We start from the raw sequence: 16,193 nt of genomic DNA, 5'->3' as shown, positions 1-16,193 counted from the left end.
GTAAAATAGAATTAAAATTTGTGTTAAATTAACCCCTGTAAATACACCAGTCTATCTGCGTTATAAAACAGGTAAATTAATTTAGCACGATTTTTTTTGGATTATAAAACGCTTTTATAATTTTACACTCTACCATTTAAACTACTTATGATTACCAGAAGACATTTCATTAAAATTAACAGCGTAGCAACTGCCGGTTTAGGCCTTAGCGCTGTGCCTGTACCCGCCTGGCTTGGCAATACTGCACCTGTATTTGAAAGCCGCCGCCCAAAACTTGCAGACCGCAAATTCACCAGCAAAGCGGTTGAAAGTATCATACAAAAAGTTAAAGCCGACATCAAAGATCCTGAAGTAGCCTGGCTTTTTGAAAACTGCTATCCAAACACGCTGGATACCACCGTTAATTACTCCGAAAAGGACGGCAAACCTGACACATTTGTAATCACCGGCGATATTTTTGCCATGTGGATGCGCGATTCATCGGCACAGGTTTGGCCATACTTACCCCTTATAAAAACAGACCCCGAACTTAAAAAGGTTATACAAGGGGTATTGAGCCGACAAGCAAAATGTGTGTTAATAGACCCTTATGCCAATGCCTTTAACGAAGGCCCAACCGGCAGCGAATGGGATACCGACGTTACCGACATGAAGCCCGAGCTGCATGAACGCAAATGGGAAATTGACTCACTTTGTTACCCGGTGCGTTTAGCTTACAACTATTGGAAAATTAGCGGCGACAGCAGCTTTTTTGACGATAACTGGCAAAAAGCAGGCAAAACCATATTAGATACTTTTAAAGTACAGCAACGTAAAAACGGCAAAGGCCCATACCATTTTCAGCGTAAAACCGAAACCGCCAGTGATACGGCGCCAAACCGTGGCTATGGCAACCCGGTAAAACCTGTTGGCTTAATCTGCTCTATCTTCCGCCCGTCGGATGATGCTACTATTTACCCTTTCCTCATCCCCTCAAACTATTTTGCGGTTACCAGCTTAAGGCAGATGGCAGAAATGTTTAGTGTGATAGGTAAAGACGCCAAAACAGCGGCCGAGTGCAAAGCCCTTGCCGCCGAAGTGGAAGCCGCTATTAAAAAATACGCTGTAGTTAATCACCCTGTATACGGCAAAATTTTAGCTTTTGAGGTTGATGGTTATGGTAATCAATTATTGATGGATGACAGCAATGTTCCCAGCCTGCTGGCCCTGCCCTACCTTGACTCATTGCCCGTTACCGACCCATTATACCAAAACACCCGCCGCTTTGTACTTAGTTTAGATAACCCATACTTTTTTAAAGGCAAGGTTGCCGAAGGCATTGGCGGCCCGCACGTAGGGATAGATTTTATATGGCCAATGGCAATTACCATGCGCGCCTTAACATCAACCAATAAGCTCGAAATAACCCGCTGTTTGCACATGTTAAAAAACACCCATGCAGGTACGGGCTTTATGCACGAAGGTTTCCATAAAGATAATGCCAGCAATTTTACCCGTAAATGGTTTGCCTGGGCAAATACCTTATTTGGCGAACTCATCATTAAGGTGCATGCGCATCACCCGGATATTTTGCAGAAGATGTTATAATGACTGTTTTAAAACAGCGGCCTACCCAACATGGCATTATAAAACAACAAGGACACAATTACAAAATACAGGCCGGCAAAAACAATTGCCGGCTTTGCTTTTTTAGTTTTGACGAGTACAACAAAAAGCGGTACAATTTGCAGCGCATGCAACCCCATAAAATGTGCTATCCGCAAATCGCCGGCACTGCGGCTCCAGTTAAAAAGCGGCAAACCGGGGCCACCATCAGCAGCGCCAACCGTATGTGCCAATTGTGAGGCCATTACGCCACCCTCAAGGGCAAATACACCTGCCATGATAATACCGAGCCTAATTGCCCATAATAAAGCCGGGCTTATTTGCACCGCGCTTACTTTAAAAAACATATACCCCATATAAAGGGCAAACAGCGTTTGCAAAACAATAACTCCCCCCATTAAACTAAACAAAATGGCGTTATAAAGGCTGGATGTATTGTAGTGCGATAGCTGCCCCCTGGCAGCCTGGCTGGCAATGGCCAGCATTTCAAACGTCAAAGCAAATACGCTGAAGTTTACAAAGCGTTTTTTGATCTGCTCAAACGGCAGGTACTGCAACAGCAAAGGCCACGTTAAACAGTAAATGGCTATGGAGATAGCAAACTTGATAGGTTTTATCCATAGGTTGATGCCCATAAGTTGCCGATGATCAAACTGCGCTACGATAACCATCAGTATAAACAAGGCCAGATGCCCCAACCCACAATAGTAAAATACCGGGCTTTTGGTTTTAATAAAGTTGAATAACGTTTTCATTTACTTGTTTTTACTTTTTGTATAATTTGATAAAGCAGGAAACCGCATGGGCCAAACATAAATGTAAGTGCCAGGCATGGGATCAACAGCCAATGCGAAATTGATTTTGCCTGCGCCGATTTGAGGATAGAGAACCCTATCAGCAAATCAAAAGCCAGGTAATGTACCCAACCGGCAAGCAACAGGTTATCATTATTAAAAAGCACATGTACCTGCTGCAGCGAGTTAAAGCCACCACCCGACGTATTAAAAAAGCCCATAATGTAAATGCAATAGATAACAGATAACAGCAAGGGGACAACTGCATGATCAATTAGCCACGTTGTAACCTTCCATTTGGGGAGTACGATGAGCAGCAGCCATTGCAAAGCGGCAATTGCCCCTACTGCCGAAAATACCTGATCTGGATTCATATTATTTTTAATTTAAGTTGATGTGTACAGCATAAATAAATGCACACTACAAAACTGGGACTAATGGCTTAGCTTAAAAATGACATGGGGTTAAAAAGAGCAACAAATTTATTAACCTAAGTTAATTTTTAGAATTAGATAGCTTAGCCCTGATGCGGCTAAGGCTTTGAGGTTGAATACCCAGATACGAGGCAATCATGTGCTGAGGCAGCCGCTCAAAAATGCGGGGTTGGGTATTTAGCAATTCCCGATAGCGGTTTTCGGCCGATTGCACTTTTAAATTGCGATTGTTTCTTGCCGTATCGATAAATAATCTTTCGGCTATGATGCGGCCAAATCTTTCAAAACGCTGGCTATGATTGTAAAGTGCCTGCATGTCGGCATAACTCAGTATAAAAAGCTCAGTATCTTCAATGGCTTCAATAAAATCGGGTGACGGAGCTTGCAATAAAAAGCTTTCATAATCACCAATCCATTCGCCTTCAAAAGCAAAACCTATGGTATGATCGCCTTTCTCGTCCCGCGAAAAATAGCGCAAACAACCTTTTTGTACAATGACCATACCTTTGCAAGTCTGGCCTTCCTTTAAGTAAAAGCCATAATTTTTTAAGGCTACCACCTTAAGCTTTTGCATAAACATAAAAAGCTCTTCGTCGGTAAAGTCAACGAGTTTACGTAAGGATTGGGTAATAACTTCGTACATAGTAAAGTTGCTGTAAAGGGCAATCTGCCTTAAAAGCATTGTATCAAATATACATTGAATATTCATAATGAGGTGCAAAGCGGGCTGGTAACGCGAATCAAAAGATCAATTAGAGGCTCTTAAAAAATATACCAACAGATCGTCAGGAAGTTTTTGTTTCGCCTATTCCTATACAACCTAACCCCCTGCGACCGACAAGCTCGCGGGGGTTAAAAAGATCAAAAAATCCGCCGTGTCGACAAACTTATTATCTGCGAATTAAATACACCAATCAAATAAGGCTTATTTAAGCTAAAAATCATTAAATACTATTTAATATCACCATATTTTAATTATTATCCATATCATTTAAATATGAATAAAATATACTATAGCATATTGCCATATTCATAGTATTCAATAAAAACATAAATACCCTCCTATTGTTAAAAATGTTGAAAAAAACCACTTTAAAGGCATTATTTTTCGTCTTCAAAAATTTTAAATTAAAAAAAAACCTTATAGATTAGCTTTAATTAAAAACAATAGACCTCATAATTTAAAAGGAGTAATTAAATGAAAAAATTTACTGAAGTAAAAGAGCTTGTAGCATCTTTAGAGGCTGACGCCGACAAATTCTACAACAAAGGAAACAGCGCTGCCGGAACTCGTGTTCGCAAAGGTATGCAAGATCTTAAAAACCTGGCACAGGCTATTCGCCTTGAGGTTCAGGAAGCCAAAAACAAAGAAAGCTAAGGAAGATTTTTAATTATCTTATTCCAGATAAAAACCCGGTTACAATCAATAACCGGGTTTTTTATTGAATTAAATCCCGCACCGGATAATTGAGCACCAATACAAACGCAAAAAGGCCACATCAATTAAGATGAGGCCTCTTTTTAAATCTATCCGGCTTACCGTTATTAAATAAACTTTTGTGTTTCCTTAATAATGGCCTCTGCAGTAGTATTACCCACTTGTACCAGTGGTAACCGCACGGTATCGCCACAAACGCCCAAATGCTTTAAAGCGGTTTTAACACCAGCCGGACTGCCATCGGCAAACATCAGGCGGGTAAATTCTATTAAGCTATAGTGCGCGGCATGAGCGCCCTTGTAATCATTATTTAACAATAAACGCACCATATCTGATAGCTGCCGTGGCAATGCATTACCAATTACTGATATTACTCCTACTGCCCCCAATGCCATCATAGGCAACGTAACCGGATCATCGCCCGATATGAATAAAAATCCTTCGGGCTTGTCACGCATCAGGTGGTTAAATAAATCGAAATTACCCGAGGCTTCCTTTATACCGATGATGTTATTAAAATCATTGGCCAGGCGCACAGTGGTTTCGGCACTGATAGTGCTACCGGTGCGGCTGGGTACGTTGTATAAAATAACAGGGAGCTTAGCAACACCGGCAATAGCCTTGTAATGCTGATAAATACCCTCCTGCGTTGGTTTATTATAATGTGGACTTGCTGACAGTATAGCATCATAACCCGTAGTATCAAATGCTTTTACCTGTTCAACAACCTCATGAGTATTATTACCACCTATACCGGCAACCAGGCCAACGCGCTTATTCACTACTTCCGCAGTAAAGGCCCAAACCTGTTTTCGTTCAGCCTCGCTCAATGTGGCGCTCTCGCCGGTTGTGCCTAATGATACCAGGTATTCCACCCCGCCATCAATCAAATGTTCAATAAGGTTTTTCAACCCTTCGTAGTCGATCTGACCATCCGCATGAAAAGGGGTCACCATAGCTACCCCCGTTCCGTAAAATATATTCATGTGTAATTTTAAAGGATGCTAATATAGTGAGATAGTATCAAGTAGTTAGTATCAAGTATCAAGATTTTGTGTGTTTAGTAGCATGAGGCTGTATCGAACAGCAAGATTTTGGTCAGCTCTCACCGGCAGTAAACCACTGATATCGCAACAGAAAACTACTGATAGTATCAAGTAATTAGTATCAAATATCAAGATTTTGTGAGATCAGCAGCGAGTGCTCTATCAAACTAACAGAAAAGTTCTTGATACTTGATACTAAAACTTGGTACTAAAGAGCTATCCCTATCACTACATTGTTTCTCATATTACTCCCACTGTTATAACTCACACCGTACAATACCCTTATAGCGCGGTATTGCAGGCCGAAACCCAGCTCGGTATAATTTTTAAGGGTTGGCGCATACAGGTAATTTACATCAATGATTTCCTTCAATTTTAAATTGCGGATAAAGGGTATCTTATTGGTAATAAATCCCGAGAAGTTGTGCTCCAGGTGCCCTTCAATGTATTTATCTGGCGTGCTAAAATTATAATAATCCAAAAGCAGGAAGCGATTAAAAGCTGGCTTATAAATTACCAGCTGGTTACCGTCAAAATGTTTGTAATCGGGGTAATAAACCTTGCTTGCATTAAGGAATTTACCTGCTCCAATAAAAAAAGACGTTTGCCCATAAAAACCCAGGTCGATATTTGATTTGGCAATATCGGCGCTCAGCTGGTCGTAATCCGCATCGCTTCCAAGTACTCCCTTTATTCCTTTGGTATAATTTATACCGATAGTTGGATAGCTGGATGGCAGGTATCTGCGACCGAACGGATAGGTTTCATACCGGTTGCTAAAATCATAGCTGGTGCGCGCGCTTATTTTAAACGACTGATTTTCGGGAAACAAAGGAACATCCTGTGCAGGCACCAAAGGATTATTTGAAGTAAACTGCCTGTCATCACGATGGAAAAAGCTATAGTTTGTGCTGTTTGGCAGCCATTTACGGTTAGCCCACTCCACATAGGCACTGGCCTGCCATCCGCCACTGATCCGCCCGGAAAAGGATGCCGACGCAAATTGTTTTTGATAAAGCTTTTGATAATTCTGCCTATAGAACAGGCTATACACCGAATTTAAAAGTTGAGATTCGGGCTGATTATTGTTCATATCAGTAATATCAGACCCGGCATTAAAACTCAACGTCATCCGCTTTACCGGGATAGCAATTCCGGCCACACCATTAAATAAATGATTACTGAACCCATAGCGTGCCCTTGCATTTACAGTTATAAAGCTGTTGTCAATAGTATCTATGAGCTTACTATAAGTCACCCCGTAGTTTATAGCAAACCCTTCAACCGTATTGTACAAAACCGAGCTCAACACACTCCCGTAGTGAAAATATGCCTTTTTGTACCGGTTGCGGGTATCAATGCCGGTAAGCAGCAAATTGCTTAGTTTAAAAGTGTTATTGGCTTTATCAAGCGAGTCGAGGTAAGGTTTTGATTCGCGCTTAATGGCCAGCTTCCCTTTAACCTCATAATCAGTCTTTTCTTCCTCAGTGAGCGGTATGGGGCGTTCCTGCGCCCAGTAAACAGAATCCTTATCATGACCTTTACTGATATTGATCCGCTCCACAAAATCCTTTTTATTAAGTACCGGGTTTAAATCATAATTTTTATAAACGCTGATAAAATACCCACCCAGCTTAAAGCCGAAAACCCCTCCGGTAAACTCAAACTTAATAGAGGCCGGCATCCATATCTTGTCATTTACCGGGTAAAACTGCTGGTTTATTTTCAGTGTATCTACGAAATTAATATTGGCCTTTTTGGTGATAAAAAGCTGCAATGCCGAAAGCCGCCAACTATCATCCAGTATATATACATATCCCTCAAAACAAGGGTCATAACCGCGTTTTGCAGTTACCTGTATCTTGTTGATGGTTTCGCCATTTTCAACGGTTATCCCTATTAGTTTATAGTTGTAGTAAAATAAGGCATTATCGGCAATGGGCGATACCAGTGGGCGGTTGCTGAGGCTTTTCAAATTCTGGAAATTCTGGTAAAAGTTAACCAGCATATCTGATGATCTGTTAAAGCTAAAGGCCCGGTTGTAGCCCGATACCTTTGATGATACCTGTACCTCATGTACCAGGTTGGGCCGCATAAAACTGTATTTTGATTCGGACTCTGAAAGGTAAACAATTCCCTTACGATTGGAGTCGAGGCCGGCCTCGCTGGTAGCTTTCTGCACATCAAAACCCATGAATGATTTTGGGGCAGCTAATAGTTTTTGCAACCCTTTTATATAAATATCGCAGGTGTAGGCATTTACTTCATTTAAATAAAACTTTCGCTTTTTTATGGCCTTGCGGATAATTGCATAAGCGGGATCTTCGCCCCCGGCATGTATAGCTATATCTTTTAATTGATAGGTCTCTGTCTTCAGGCTGATGTTTATCACTTGGTTTTGCGCGAGTGATACCTGTTTGCTTTGTTGCCCAAATCCTACCGCCTTAAACTGCAGTTCATAAGTACCTGGCTTTAGCAGCAACTGGTAGGCTCCTTCGCTATTGGCAGATACGCCTTTGGTTGTGTTTTTTATATAAACCGATGCAAAAGGTACGGGCTTGTTATTTTCGTCGGTAATTTTGCCGCTGATACTCAACTGCTGCGAAAACACGCGGATAGTTAAACCCCAAAACAGCAGAAACAGCGCGGTTAATTTCATTTAGCATAGTTTATGCTAATATGTAGCTTATTTACTGAATGTTAAGCCAGAAAATTGTTAAATTATGTGAAATGCCGTTTGGTAATTGATCAGGAAGCTTCTTTTGAGGGATGGGCGCTTTTTGCACCCAAAGAAGGATGCACTTTATTTTTCAGATTCCAATCGTCAATATCTATTAATCCGGCTTTAGTTTGATAGTGATTTTTGTCGGTGGGGCACCTTACAATAAATTTACTTTTCTGTTGTTCAATTACAGGCCTGGCGCCACAATCCTTACAGGGTTCACAAAATATGCTCTCCTGAATTTGTACAAAATTTTTCATGTTCAGATCAAATTGGAAGTAAACCCGGTTTAGAAAATATGTGATTGAAATACCTATTACAATCTACGTAAATATTACTGTCGAATTTTTTAATTTATTTCAAAAAAGACTTATTAGTATGTATTGTTTCTCAATAGGAAATAAATTATCTAAAATAAAAAAAACACCCTAATTTCAGCTTATCTTATCTATTAATTCCTGATCACTTATGATTGGGATATTTAATTTTTGTGCTTTTTCAAGCTTGGCAGGCCCCATGTTATCACCCGCCACAACATAACTCAATTTAGCCGAAATACTACTCAATATTTTACCACCATTTTGCTCAATAATATCTTTCAATTCGTCGCGCGAGAATTTTTCAAAAACACCCGATATAATAAAACTTTGCCCGGTTAACTTCTCGCTGGCCAGTTTTACTTCATTTTCAACAACAACAAACTGCAAGCCCTGTACCTTTAATTTTTCTATTTCCTGCTGATGTGTTTCGTTGCCAAAATATTCAATAATGCTTTGGGCAATACGTTCGCCTATTTCTTCTGCAGCTACCAGTTCTTCTAAACTTGCAGCCATCAGCTTATCTATTGTTTTAAAATGAAAAGCCAGTTTTTTGGCAACTGTTTCGCCAATATAACGGATACCCAGGCCAAACAATACTTTTTCAAACGGCATCTGTTTTGATTTTTCGATACCTTCCAGCATATTGTTGATGGATTTTTCACCAAAACGGCCCAACTTCTTTAATTCAGCGCTATGCTCATGCAGGTTATACAGATCGCTGATCCGCTTAATAAATCCTTGTTTAAATAAGGTTTCAATTGTTTCATCACCCAGGCCATCAATATCCATCGCCTTTCGACCAGTAAAGTGCTGCATTTTACCCACTATCTGTGGCGGGCAGCCTTCATCATTAGAGCAGTACCAGGCAGCTTCACCTTCGGTACGTAACAAAGCTGTGTTGCATGCCGGGCAATGGGTTATATAAGCTATAGCTTTTGCATCGGGCTTGCGCTTATCTAAATTTACACTGATGATTTTCGGGATAATCTCTCCCCCTTTTTCAACAAAAACGGTATCGTGCTCGTGTAGTTTCAGGCGTTCGGTAATTTCATCCGCATTGTGCAGGGTGGCCCGTTTTACCGTAGTGCCGGCCAGCAGCACCGGCTTTAAGTTGGCTACCGGCGTAACCGCACCAGTACGGCCAACCTGGTAAGTTACCTGCAACAGTTCGGTTTCCACTCGCTCGGCTTTAAACTTATAGGATATGGCCCAGCGGGGTGATTTGGAGGTAAAGCCCAGCTCCTGCTGCTGCGAGTAATTATTTATTTTAATAACTATGCCGTCGATATCATAACTCAAACCAAAACGGTCTTTATCCCATTTGTTTATAAATTCCAGCACGTCATTGATGTCGCTGCATAAGGCACTGTGGTTATCTACGTGAAAACCCCAGCTTTTTACAGCTTCCAGACTTTCCCAATGGGTTTTAAACAAAGTTTTTTCGGTATATAGTCCATACAGGAAACAATCCAGCGGGCGCCTGGCCACTTCGGCCGAATCCTGCAGTTTCATAGTGCCCGATGCAAAATTACGTGGATTGGCATAAGCCACTTCACCATTGTCTGTACGCTCTTTGTTTAACCGCTCAAATGCTTTCAGGTGCATAAATACCTCGCCGCGTATCTCAAACAGTTCGGGGAACTCACCCTTATCTAACTTTTTAGGGATGCTGTGAATAGTGCGTACATTGGTTGTTACCTCATCGCCCTGTGTACCATCGCCGCGGGTTACGGCACGTACCAGTTTACCAGCCTCGTAAGTCAGGCTCATGCTAAGGCCATCAAACTTAAGCTCACAAACGTATTCAAAACTATCACCAATAGCTTTACGGATACGCTGATCAAACTCCACAAGCTCCTGCGCATTATACGTGTTACCTAATGATAGCATTGGCCAGCGGTGTTTTACCGTTACAAACTCTTTGGTGACATCACCGCCTACCCTTTGCGTAGGCGAATCCGGATCAGCAAACTCCGGAAATTCCTTCTCCAGCTTGTTGAGTTGCTCTAACTTTTTATCGAAATCAAAATCGGCAATAGTAGGCATAGCCAGCACATAGTAGTTGTAATTGTGCTGCTTTAACTCGGTGGTTAATGCCTGGATCTGGGTTTTAGCTTCGGCGGGTGACATGGGACGAAGTTAAGAAATTAGTCAATTGGTTGATGGTTCATAAATCATAGTTCATTTCTTTTTTGATGAACAAACTATGATCCACCTACTATAAATTTTTACTTATCGGTAATAACCGTTTCACCAATCATGCTCATGGGGAAGGTGATACCGCCGGGGGTATCCGGGTTATCTTTTATGGATACGGTACCGCTGATACTTTGTTTAATTTTTGATTCGGTAATCCAGCCGGTTACTTTATCAGCCTTAACATCTGATATCATGGTACCCTTCATGTCATATTTCATCGGCATGCCTTCCACCGGATCTACGATGGTTATTATGGCCCCCTCGCCATGTATCACGTAGCTGGAGGGGGTAACATCAGTTAGCTGATAAACTGTTGTTACGTTGGCCTTCATGGTACTTTGCAGCCTGGTGTGTATAGTCCATTTATCATTTTTCGCCACCGCTATTTCCGGGAAAACAGCTGTTGACATCTCAATACTTCCTTTAATAGCACCACCGCCAAATGATTGTATGAACTTTGCCTTTAGCTGATCTTTTTGTGCTCCCTGCAACTGCGGAAAACCATCCAAAACCGAGGATATCATGCTTTCCACATTTTCAACCGAATGAATTTTACCGCTTTTGGTAAAGGTGGACGTAAAGGGTTTATCTATAAGGCCGCCCAAAATAGATGACATGATATCTGCAGGGTCTTTTTTCTGTGAATCGAAACTAACCGGCCCGTTGGGTAGCTGCATTCTCATAGTCAGGCCTTTGTAGGTAACCTCCATATAATAGAGGGAATCATCGGCATTAAGCACTTTAAATGATGTAGTTCCTGATATAGTAACATCAATATTATTCACCTGCCCGTTTATGGTTTGCTTTATGGCAGATGTTGTAGTGGTAATCATATTGTAAGTATTACCTTTTGTTAAATGCAAAACGAGTTTTAACTTTTGCCCCTGGCAGGCCACGGTTGTAATTAACAGTAAAAACAGGCTGAATAGAAATTTCATATAGATACCAGCTTATAAGGCTAAGATATTACATTATTTTATCAAAAAAAATGTAATTATTTTAACGAATAATTAAAACTAATTTTATTAACTTTATTTAAGTATTGGCTCTTTACAGTTTTAAGCGTTTTATTAACCGAAAGGAGGGTTTTTATGTTACAACAAATAGCATTTTTACCACAGCGTCAGTTCCACGTGTTGATCAATTTTAAAAATGATGAACGTGTAGTAGCTATTTTACCCAACGAAGCAGGAAAGTTCCGCGTGGTTGACCAGGGTAAAATTATCGCTGAAGTTAATTTTGATGAAAACCGCAGCGTTGTTTGCTGTCAGGGTAAACTGGAAGATAACATCATGGCCCAACTTGCATTCCATATAAAAAGTCATTACGCTTCTTAATAAACCAGGTAACAAAGAATTTGATAGTTCATGGATAATGGCTCATGGTTCATAGTCCATGGGAATTTATTATTCATGGGCTATCTTTTTTTGTGCTGATCAGACATGTTATTTTCAAAAAACATTTTGTCATCCTGAACGCAGTGAAGGATCCATATTCGCTATGCTTCTTCGCCCTGTACAGTCTGCTAATAGATCCTTCACTACGTTCAGGATGACAAAAACTTCTAAAACTTTTTTTCCTTCGATTAAAGCTCCGCTACTTTTTCACCACCGGTTTTGCCAGCATGGCTTCTTTAATAAATTTAACCGGGGCGCTGCCATAGCTCAGGAATTTTTCGTTAAAATCCTTAAGCTTATATTTATCTCCCATTTTATCTTTCCAGGCATCGCGCAGATCCATGATCTCTTTAAAACCGGTGTAGTAGCTGGTTAGCTGAACACTGCTAACACTCACCCTTTTCCATTTACCGTCAGCTTCTGCCTGTTGTTGAAAAGCCTCGGTAGTAAGCATTTTAATAGCCTGCTCTTTGGTCATGTTGTTACTGTGTACACTGTAATCCAATATAGCATTACATACCGAACGCAGGTTCCATTTGTACCACATCAGCAACATTTCGGGTTCATTATTGCCATAGCCAGCATCCAGCATCATCTGCTCACTATATACAGCCCAGCCTTCGGCCATGGCGCCATTACCAAATACTGCTTTAATGATACTCGGCGCCTTATTGGCATAAACACCTTGTACATAATGGCCGGGAACAGCCTCATGGATGCTCAAAATCTGGATGATGTATTGATTGTATTCGCGCAGGTAACTTTCTGCCTTCTCTTTTGGCCAACCTGATAAACTACCTACATTATAATAGGAATTTCCGTTTTTATCATAAGGGCCGGGGCCGCTCATAGATGCACCAGCAACACCTGCCATATAACCCGGCTCTTTACGAACAATGAGCGGTTTGGTAGGATCAAGCGTTACCAGATCCTTGGTTCGTACAAAATTATTAAGCTTAGGGATCAACTGCACAATGGCCGACTGAAACTCATCAGGCTTTACGTGATTTGCCGACAGGGTATCAATCATCTGGGCAATCATCTGCAATGAATCAACAGGCATCGCTTTATTAGCAAAATATTTTGGCCACAACTGCCTGCTAATTTTAGCCATTTGCTGATGAACATATTTTTTACGCATTACAGCGGCATTGTAAACTTGCTGAGCAGTATTTTCCGCTACCACTTCGTATTTAAATTTATCTTCATACAGATCCTTACCCAGTCTGAAACTGCGTGGATGATCGTTCTTTAAATTCTTTAACCATGCGGCATACTCCTTTATAGCTTTAACAGTAATGGCGGCCCTATCGGTCATTAATTTTTGTTCGGCCTTGGGGATATTGGTTTTCTGCAGCGAATCGGCAAAGTCTTTTTCAATTACATCCACACCACCCAGGTTTTGCTCAATAGCAAGGCTGGTCAATTCTGCAACCGGATTTTTTATCTGTTTTTGGGCTTCTTTATAAAAAAGCGGCACATTAACCATGCGTTGATAAAAATTGCGCAAACGTTTAGGCAGCGGGGCATAATGCTCATTTAATATATAGGCAAAAGTGCCAACTACGTTGTATGATGACGGATCCCACTCATAACTTTTCAACTGTTTTATCTGCCATTGGGCATAATCCAGTTGATTTTCCATCATTTTATAATCTACCTTATTGCTTTCATTAAGTGTGTTTACATCAAATCTGCTTAATGAATCTTTCTGCACCTTGGCAAAATCCAGCATTTTATCGCGGCTTTGCTGATTAGGGATAAATAGCAAACTATCATATTTATGGTAACCAACAGAGGTAGCCCAGTCAGGGTTCTGTTTCCATAAACCATCCAGGAAAGAGTTTTCATAAATGGTGAAAGCTTCATCATCTTTACTAAAGTTGGGATAGCTGCTTGCGCCTTCCTTTTTGCAGCCGGTTAAAGCTATCATGAAAAGCACAACAGCCAGCGTTATTTTAAATAGAATATTTTTTATCACGGGGTAATTGAATTATAATGCCGCATAAACTTAAAACATTTAAGGCATATAAATCAAACCGGTGCTTAATTTGTTACTTTGAACATGACGAATAGCCAACATGAAATTTTAATTGAAGAAGTAGTGCATCTGCTGCAGGGTGGTAATGCGCATGCTGATATCAAAAAAGCTTTAGACGGATTACCTAAAAACCAGTGTGGCGCAAAGCCCGATAAATTACCTTACAGCATTTGGCAATTAGTTGAGCATATCCGCATTGCACAGTGGGATATGCTGGAGTTTTGTAAGGATAGCAACCATCAATCGCCTAAATGGCCCGATGACTACTGGCCAAAAGAAACTACCCCAGGGAGCGATGAAGCCTGGGATCAATCTGTTAAACAAATAAATAAAGACCTTGATGAACTCATAAACCTGGTGAAAACCGCCGATATATTTACCAGAATCCCTCATGGGGAAGGCCAGAATATTTTGCGTGAAGCATTGCAGGTGGCAGACCATATGGCCTACCATGTAGCAGAGATCATCGTAATCAGGAGATTATTGGGGGTTTGGGAATAGGCCCCCCTAACGCCGTAAAGGGGGGGGGGGGATTTTAAATAAACGCTTTCTAAAAAAGCCTGTCACCCTGAGCCTGTCGAAGGGGCGCGCGCAGAGGCCTTTGCCCACATGCTTCGACAAGCTCAGCATGACAACCCATTTTTAACGTTATTTCATTATTCAGAGTGCCCGGTTTTTATTCCTTGCCTCGATAGTAAAAAAAACTACCTTACCTTCTTCACAAAACTAATAACTGCCTTTACAAATTCGGGTTTGAGGGGCAGATCGGGTTGATTATAGGTGGCTATATTTTTATCCTTATCTGCGGGCGCTTCTTTTAAAACGTGGTTCATTTCCGGGATAATATCAAGTATAGCATCCGATTTGGCCTTTTTTAATTTTTCGGCATCGGTAACTTTTACCTGCAGATCGGTAGTACCCTGAACAATCAGGATAGGGATTTTCAATTTCCTTATCTCACGGGCAGGATTATACCTGAACCAGGACATCAGGTATTTTTGAATACCGGGTCTTGCTACGAAATATAACGAAGGATCGATATTATCGGTTGTTTTTCCTTTTTTCAAGCTGTCAAGCATCCGTTTAAATCCTTCAGAAATATGTGTTGGCTGCGATTTCATTTGCTCGGTAAGGATAATATCTGCCGAATCGCCGGCGCCTGCTACGGAAACGAACCCTTTTACCGGCTCATCAATAGATGAAAGCATACCTACCAATGATCCTTCGCTATGGCCCAATACAATCACCCTCGAAAAACGCTCATCATCATTCAGGAAATTTATCAGGTTAACTGCATCTTCCACATAATCCTCAAACCTTATTTGATTTTCAGTAGTCGAGCTTACACTTTGACCAACCAAACGCTTATCATAACGTAACGATGCAATACCGCTTTTGCCCAATTCGTTTGCAAGCATTTTATAAATATTGGCCGATAAACCTAACTTAGGACTGTTACCATCTCTGTCAGTAGGGCCAGATCCGGCAATAATCAATACTACCGGTACTTTACCTGTTACATTTTTAGGCATTGCCAGTGTGCCGGATATTGAGCCTGCAAGGTTTTTTACAGATACAGGCGTTTCGGTAATGGATGGATCCATTGTAAATGTTGGCGCTGCGGGTTTGATAGCAGTTGCAGCATCGTCCTCATATGGTTTTAAAAACAAACCGGTGTATTGGTCTTTAGTGTTTAAGGCTATATTTAACAGAAATGTTCCTTTTTTAAATGTTGCCTTGTAAGAAGCTACCGAGCTTGCAAGTTTCACAAAATCGGCATCCACCAGGTCGCCCATCTGCGTTTTTAGTTGAAGGGTGGTGGTTTTAAAGCTCTCCAATGGCAGGGCCGCCTTCATTTCGGGGCTAAAATAATTGAAAATACTATCGGGCTTGCTGTTGTTGTAAAACTGTTTAAACCTGCTCAATGCAGCCTTATAATTAACCGGCTCTGTTTGTGCAAAAAGCTTGGTTGCAAAACATATGATAAGTACTAAAAAACTAACTTTCTTCATGGTTATAATCTTCCAACCGGCATATGCCTGTTTGATGCGAAATTAATAAAAAACGTATGGGTTTCATTTTAATTGATTTACATATTTAATTCTAAACGCGGGGTTTGTTTATAAAATGCATTATTCGTAAAAAAACAACAAATAGCGGCAAAACTTTAGTATTAATATATTGTAAAAAACAAACT

At 40.8% G+C, this 16,193-nt stretch carries 13 protein-coding genes; 4 read left to right on the top strand and 9 right to left on the bottom strand.

Annotated features, from left to right (window positions below):
* The first annotated feature begins 147 nt into the window (after positions 1-147).
* Positions 148-1,587, top strand: a complete 1,440-nt coding sequence (locus AC1D0K_RS20485) for a glycoside hydrolase family 125 protein (RefSeq protein WP_477391252.1) — start codon at positions 148-150, stop codon at positions 1,585-1,587.
* An 8-nt stretch (positions 1,588-1,595) separates the two neighbouring features.
* Here AC1D0K_RS20485 and AC1D0K_RS20480 read toward each other — a convergent pair whose 3' ends face one another.
* From AC1D0K_RS20480 to AC1D0K_RS20470, 3 genes are all read right to left on the bottom strand, one after another.
* Positions 1,596-2,360, bottom strand: a complete 765-nt coding sequence (locus AC1D0K_RS20480; RefSeq protein WP_477391254.1) for a hypothetical protein — start codon at positions 2,358-2,360, stop codon at positions 1,596-1,598.
* Positions 2,357-2,773, bottom strand: coding sequence for an ABA4-like family protein (locus AC1D0K_RS20475; protein ID WP_477391256.1), 417 nt, complete (start codon positions 2,771-2,773; stop codon positions 2,357-2,359). The genes AC1D0K_RS20480 and AC1D0K_RS20475 overlap by 4 nt, the downstream gene beginning before the upstream one ends.
* Positions 2,774-2,894: 121 nt before the next feature.
* Complete coding sequence (locus AC1D0K_RS20470) at positions 2,895-3,542, bottom strand: Crp/Fnr family transcriptional regulator (RefSeq protein WP_477391258.1); 648 nt, start codon at positions 3,540-3,542, stop codon at positions 2,895-2,897.
* A 489-nt stretch (positions 3,543-4,031) separates the two neighbouring features.
* On the opposite strand from AC1D0K_RS20470, the gene AC1D0K_RS20465 reads away from it, so the two are divergent.
* The gene (locus AC1D0K_RS20465; RefSeq protein WP_090652322.1) at positions 4,032-4,211 is read left to right on the top strand and encodes a histone H1; all 180 of its coding nucleotides are present in this window, start codon (positions 4,032-4,034) and stop codon (positions 4,209-4,211) included.
* A 167-nt stretch (positions 4,212-4,378) separates the two neighbouring features.
* On the opposite strand, the gene dapA is transcribed toward AC1D0K_RS20465, so the two are convergent.
* The 4 genes from dapA to AC1D0K_RS20445 form a co-directional block, all read right to left on the bottom strand.
* Entirely contained in the window at positions 4,379-5,257 is an 879-nt protein-coding gene (gene dapA, locus AC1D0K_RS20460) for a 4-hydroxy-tetrahydrodipicolinate synthase (RefSeq protein WP_477391260.1), read from the bottom strand.
* A gap of 268 nt (positions 5,258-5,525) precedes the next feature.
* Positions 5,526-7,976, bottom strand: coding sequence for a DUF5686 and carboxypeptidase regulatory-like domain-containing protein (locus AC1D0K_RS20455; RefSeq protein WP_477391262.1), 2,451 nt, complete (start codon positions 7,974-7,976; stop codon positions 5,526-5,528).
* A 497-nt stretch (positions 7,977-8,473) separates the two neighbouring features.
* Positions 8,474-10,489, bottom strand: coding sequence for an NAD-dependent DNA ligase LigA (gene ligA, locus AC1D0K_RS20450; RefSeq protein ID WP_477391264.1), 2,016 nt, complete (start codon positions 10,487-10,489; stop codon positions 8,474-8,476).
* A gap of 98 nt (positions 10,490-10,587) precedes the next feature.
* Positions 10,588-11,496: a DUF6263 family protein gene (locus AC1D0K_RS20445; protein ID WP_477391266.1), complete on the bottom strand. Its 909-nt coding sequence runs from the start codon at positions 11,494-11,496 to the stop codon at positions 10,588-10,590.
* Between the two features lie 153 nt (positions 11,497-11,649).
* Between AC1D0K_RS20445 and AC1D0K_RS20440 the strand changes: the two genes are divergently transcribed.
* Positions 11,650-11,895, top strand: a complete 246-nt coding sequence (locus tag AC1D0K_RS20440) for a hypothetical protein (RefSeq protein WP_295717836.1) — start codon at positions 11,650-11,652, stop codon at positions 11,893-11,895.
* A 259-nt stretch (positions 11,896-12,154) separates the two neighbouring features.
* Here AC1D0K_RS20440 and AC1D0K_RS20435 read toward each other — a convergent pair whose 3' ends face one another.
* Positions 12,155-13,936, bottom strand: a complete 1,782-nt coding sequence (locus AC1D0K_RS20435; protein WP_477391268.1) for a DUF885 domain-containing protein — start codon at positions 13,934-13,936, stop codon at positions 12,155-12,157.
* An 84-nt stretch (positions 13,937-14,020) separates the two neighbouring features.
* Here AC1D0K_RS20435 and AC1D0K_RS20430 point away from each other — a divergent pair, with 84 nt between their 5' ends.
* Complete coding sequence (locus AC1D0K_RS20430) at positions 14,021-14,497, top strand: DinB family protein (RefSeq protein WP_477391270.1); 477 nt, start codon at positions 14,021-14,023, stop codon at positions 14,495-14,497.
* Between the two features lie 203 nt (positions 14,498-14,700).
* On the opposite strand, the gene AC1D0K_RS20425 is transcribed toward AC1D0K_RS20430, so the two are convergent.
* Positions 14,701-16,008, bottom strand: coding sequence for a serine aminopeptidase domain-containing protein (locus AC1D0K_RS20425; RefSeq protein WP_477391272.1), 1,308 nt, complete (start codon positions 16,006-16,008; stop codon positions 14,701-14,703).
* Positions 16,009-16,193: the final 185 nt, after the last annotated feature.

The organism is Mucilaginibacter sp. P1_A3 (genome assembly GCF_056406855.1).
The sequence above is the reverse complement of the archived record's forward strand: the minus strand, read 5'-3'. Positions and strand labels throughout refer to the sequence as shown.

Coding starts and splice junctions, on each gene's coding strand:
- AC1D0K_RS20455 (WP_477391262.1), bottom strand. CDS start 7,976: ATGAAATTAACCGCGCTGTTTCTGCTGTTTTGGGGTTTAACTATCCGC.
- AC1D0K_RS20430 (WP_477391270.1), top strand. CDS start 14,021: ATGACGAATAGCCAACATGAAATTTTAATTGAAGAAGTAGTGCATCTG.
- AC1D0K_RS20445 (WP_477391266.1), bottom strand. CDS start 11,496: ATGAAATTTCTATTCAGCCTGTTTTTACTGTTAATTACAACCGTGGCC.
- AC1D0K_RS20465 (WP_090652322.1), top strand. CDS start 4,032: ATGAAAAAATTTACTGAAGTAAAAGAGCTTGTAGCATCTTTAGAGGCT.
- AC1D0K_RS20485 (WP_477391252.1), top strand. CDS start 148: ATGATTACCAGAAGACATTTCATTAAAATTAACAGCGTAGCAACTGCC.
- AC1D0K_RS20480 (WP_477391254.1), bottom strand. CDS start 2,360: ATGAAAACGTTATTCAACTTTATTAAAACCAAAAGCCCGGTATTTTAC.
- AC1D0K_RS20440 (WP_295717836.1), top strand. CDS start 11,650: ATGTTACAACAAATAGCATTTTTACCACAGCGTCAGTTCCACGTGTTG.
- AC1D0K_RS20475 (WP_477391256.1), bottom strand. CDS start 2,773: ATGAATCCAGATCAGGTATTTTCGGCAGTAGGGGCAATTGCCGCTTTG.
- AC1D0K_RS20425 (WP_477391272.1), bottom strand. CDS start 16,008: ATGAAGAAAGTTAGTTTTTTAGTACTTATCATATGTTTTGCAACCAAG.
- ligA (WP_477391264.1), bottom strand. CDS start 10,489: ATGTCACCCGCCGAAGCTAAAACCCAGATCCAGGCATTAACCACCGAG.
- dapA (WP_477391260.1), bottom strand. CDS start 5,257: ATGAATATATTTTACGGAACGGGGGTAGCTATGGTGACCCCTTTTCAT.
- AC1D0K_RS20470 (WP_477391258.1), bottom strand. CDS start 3,542: ATGAATATTCAATGTATATTTGATACAATGCTTTTAAGGCAGATTGCC.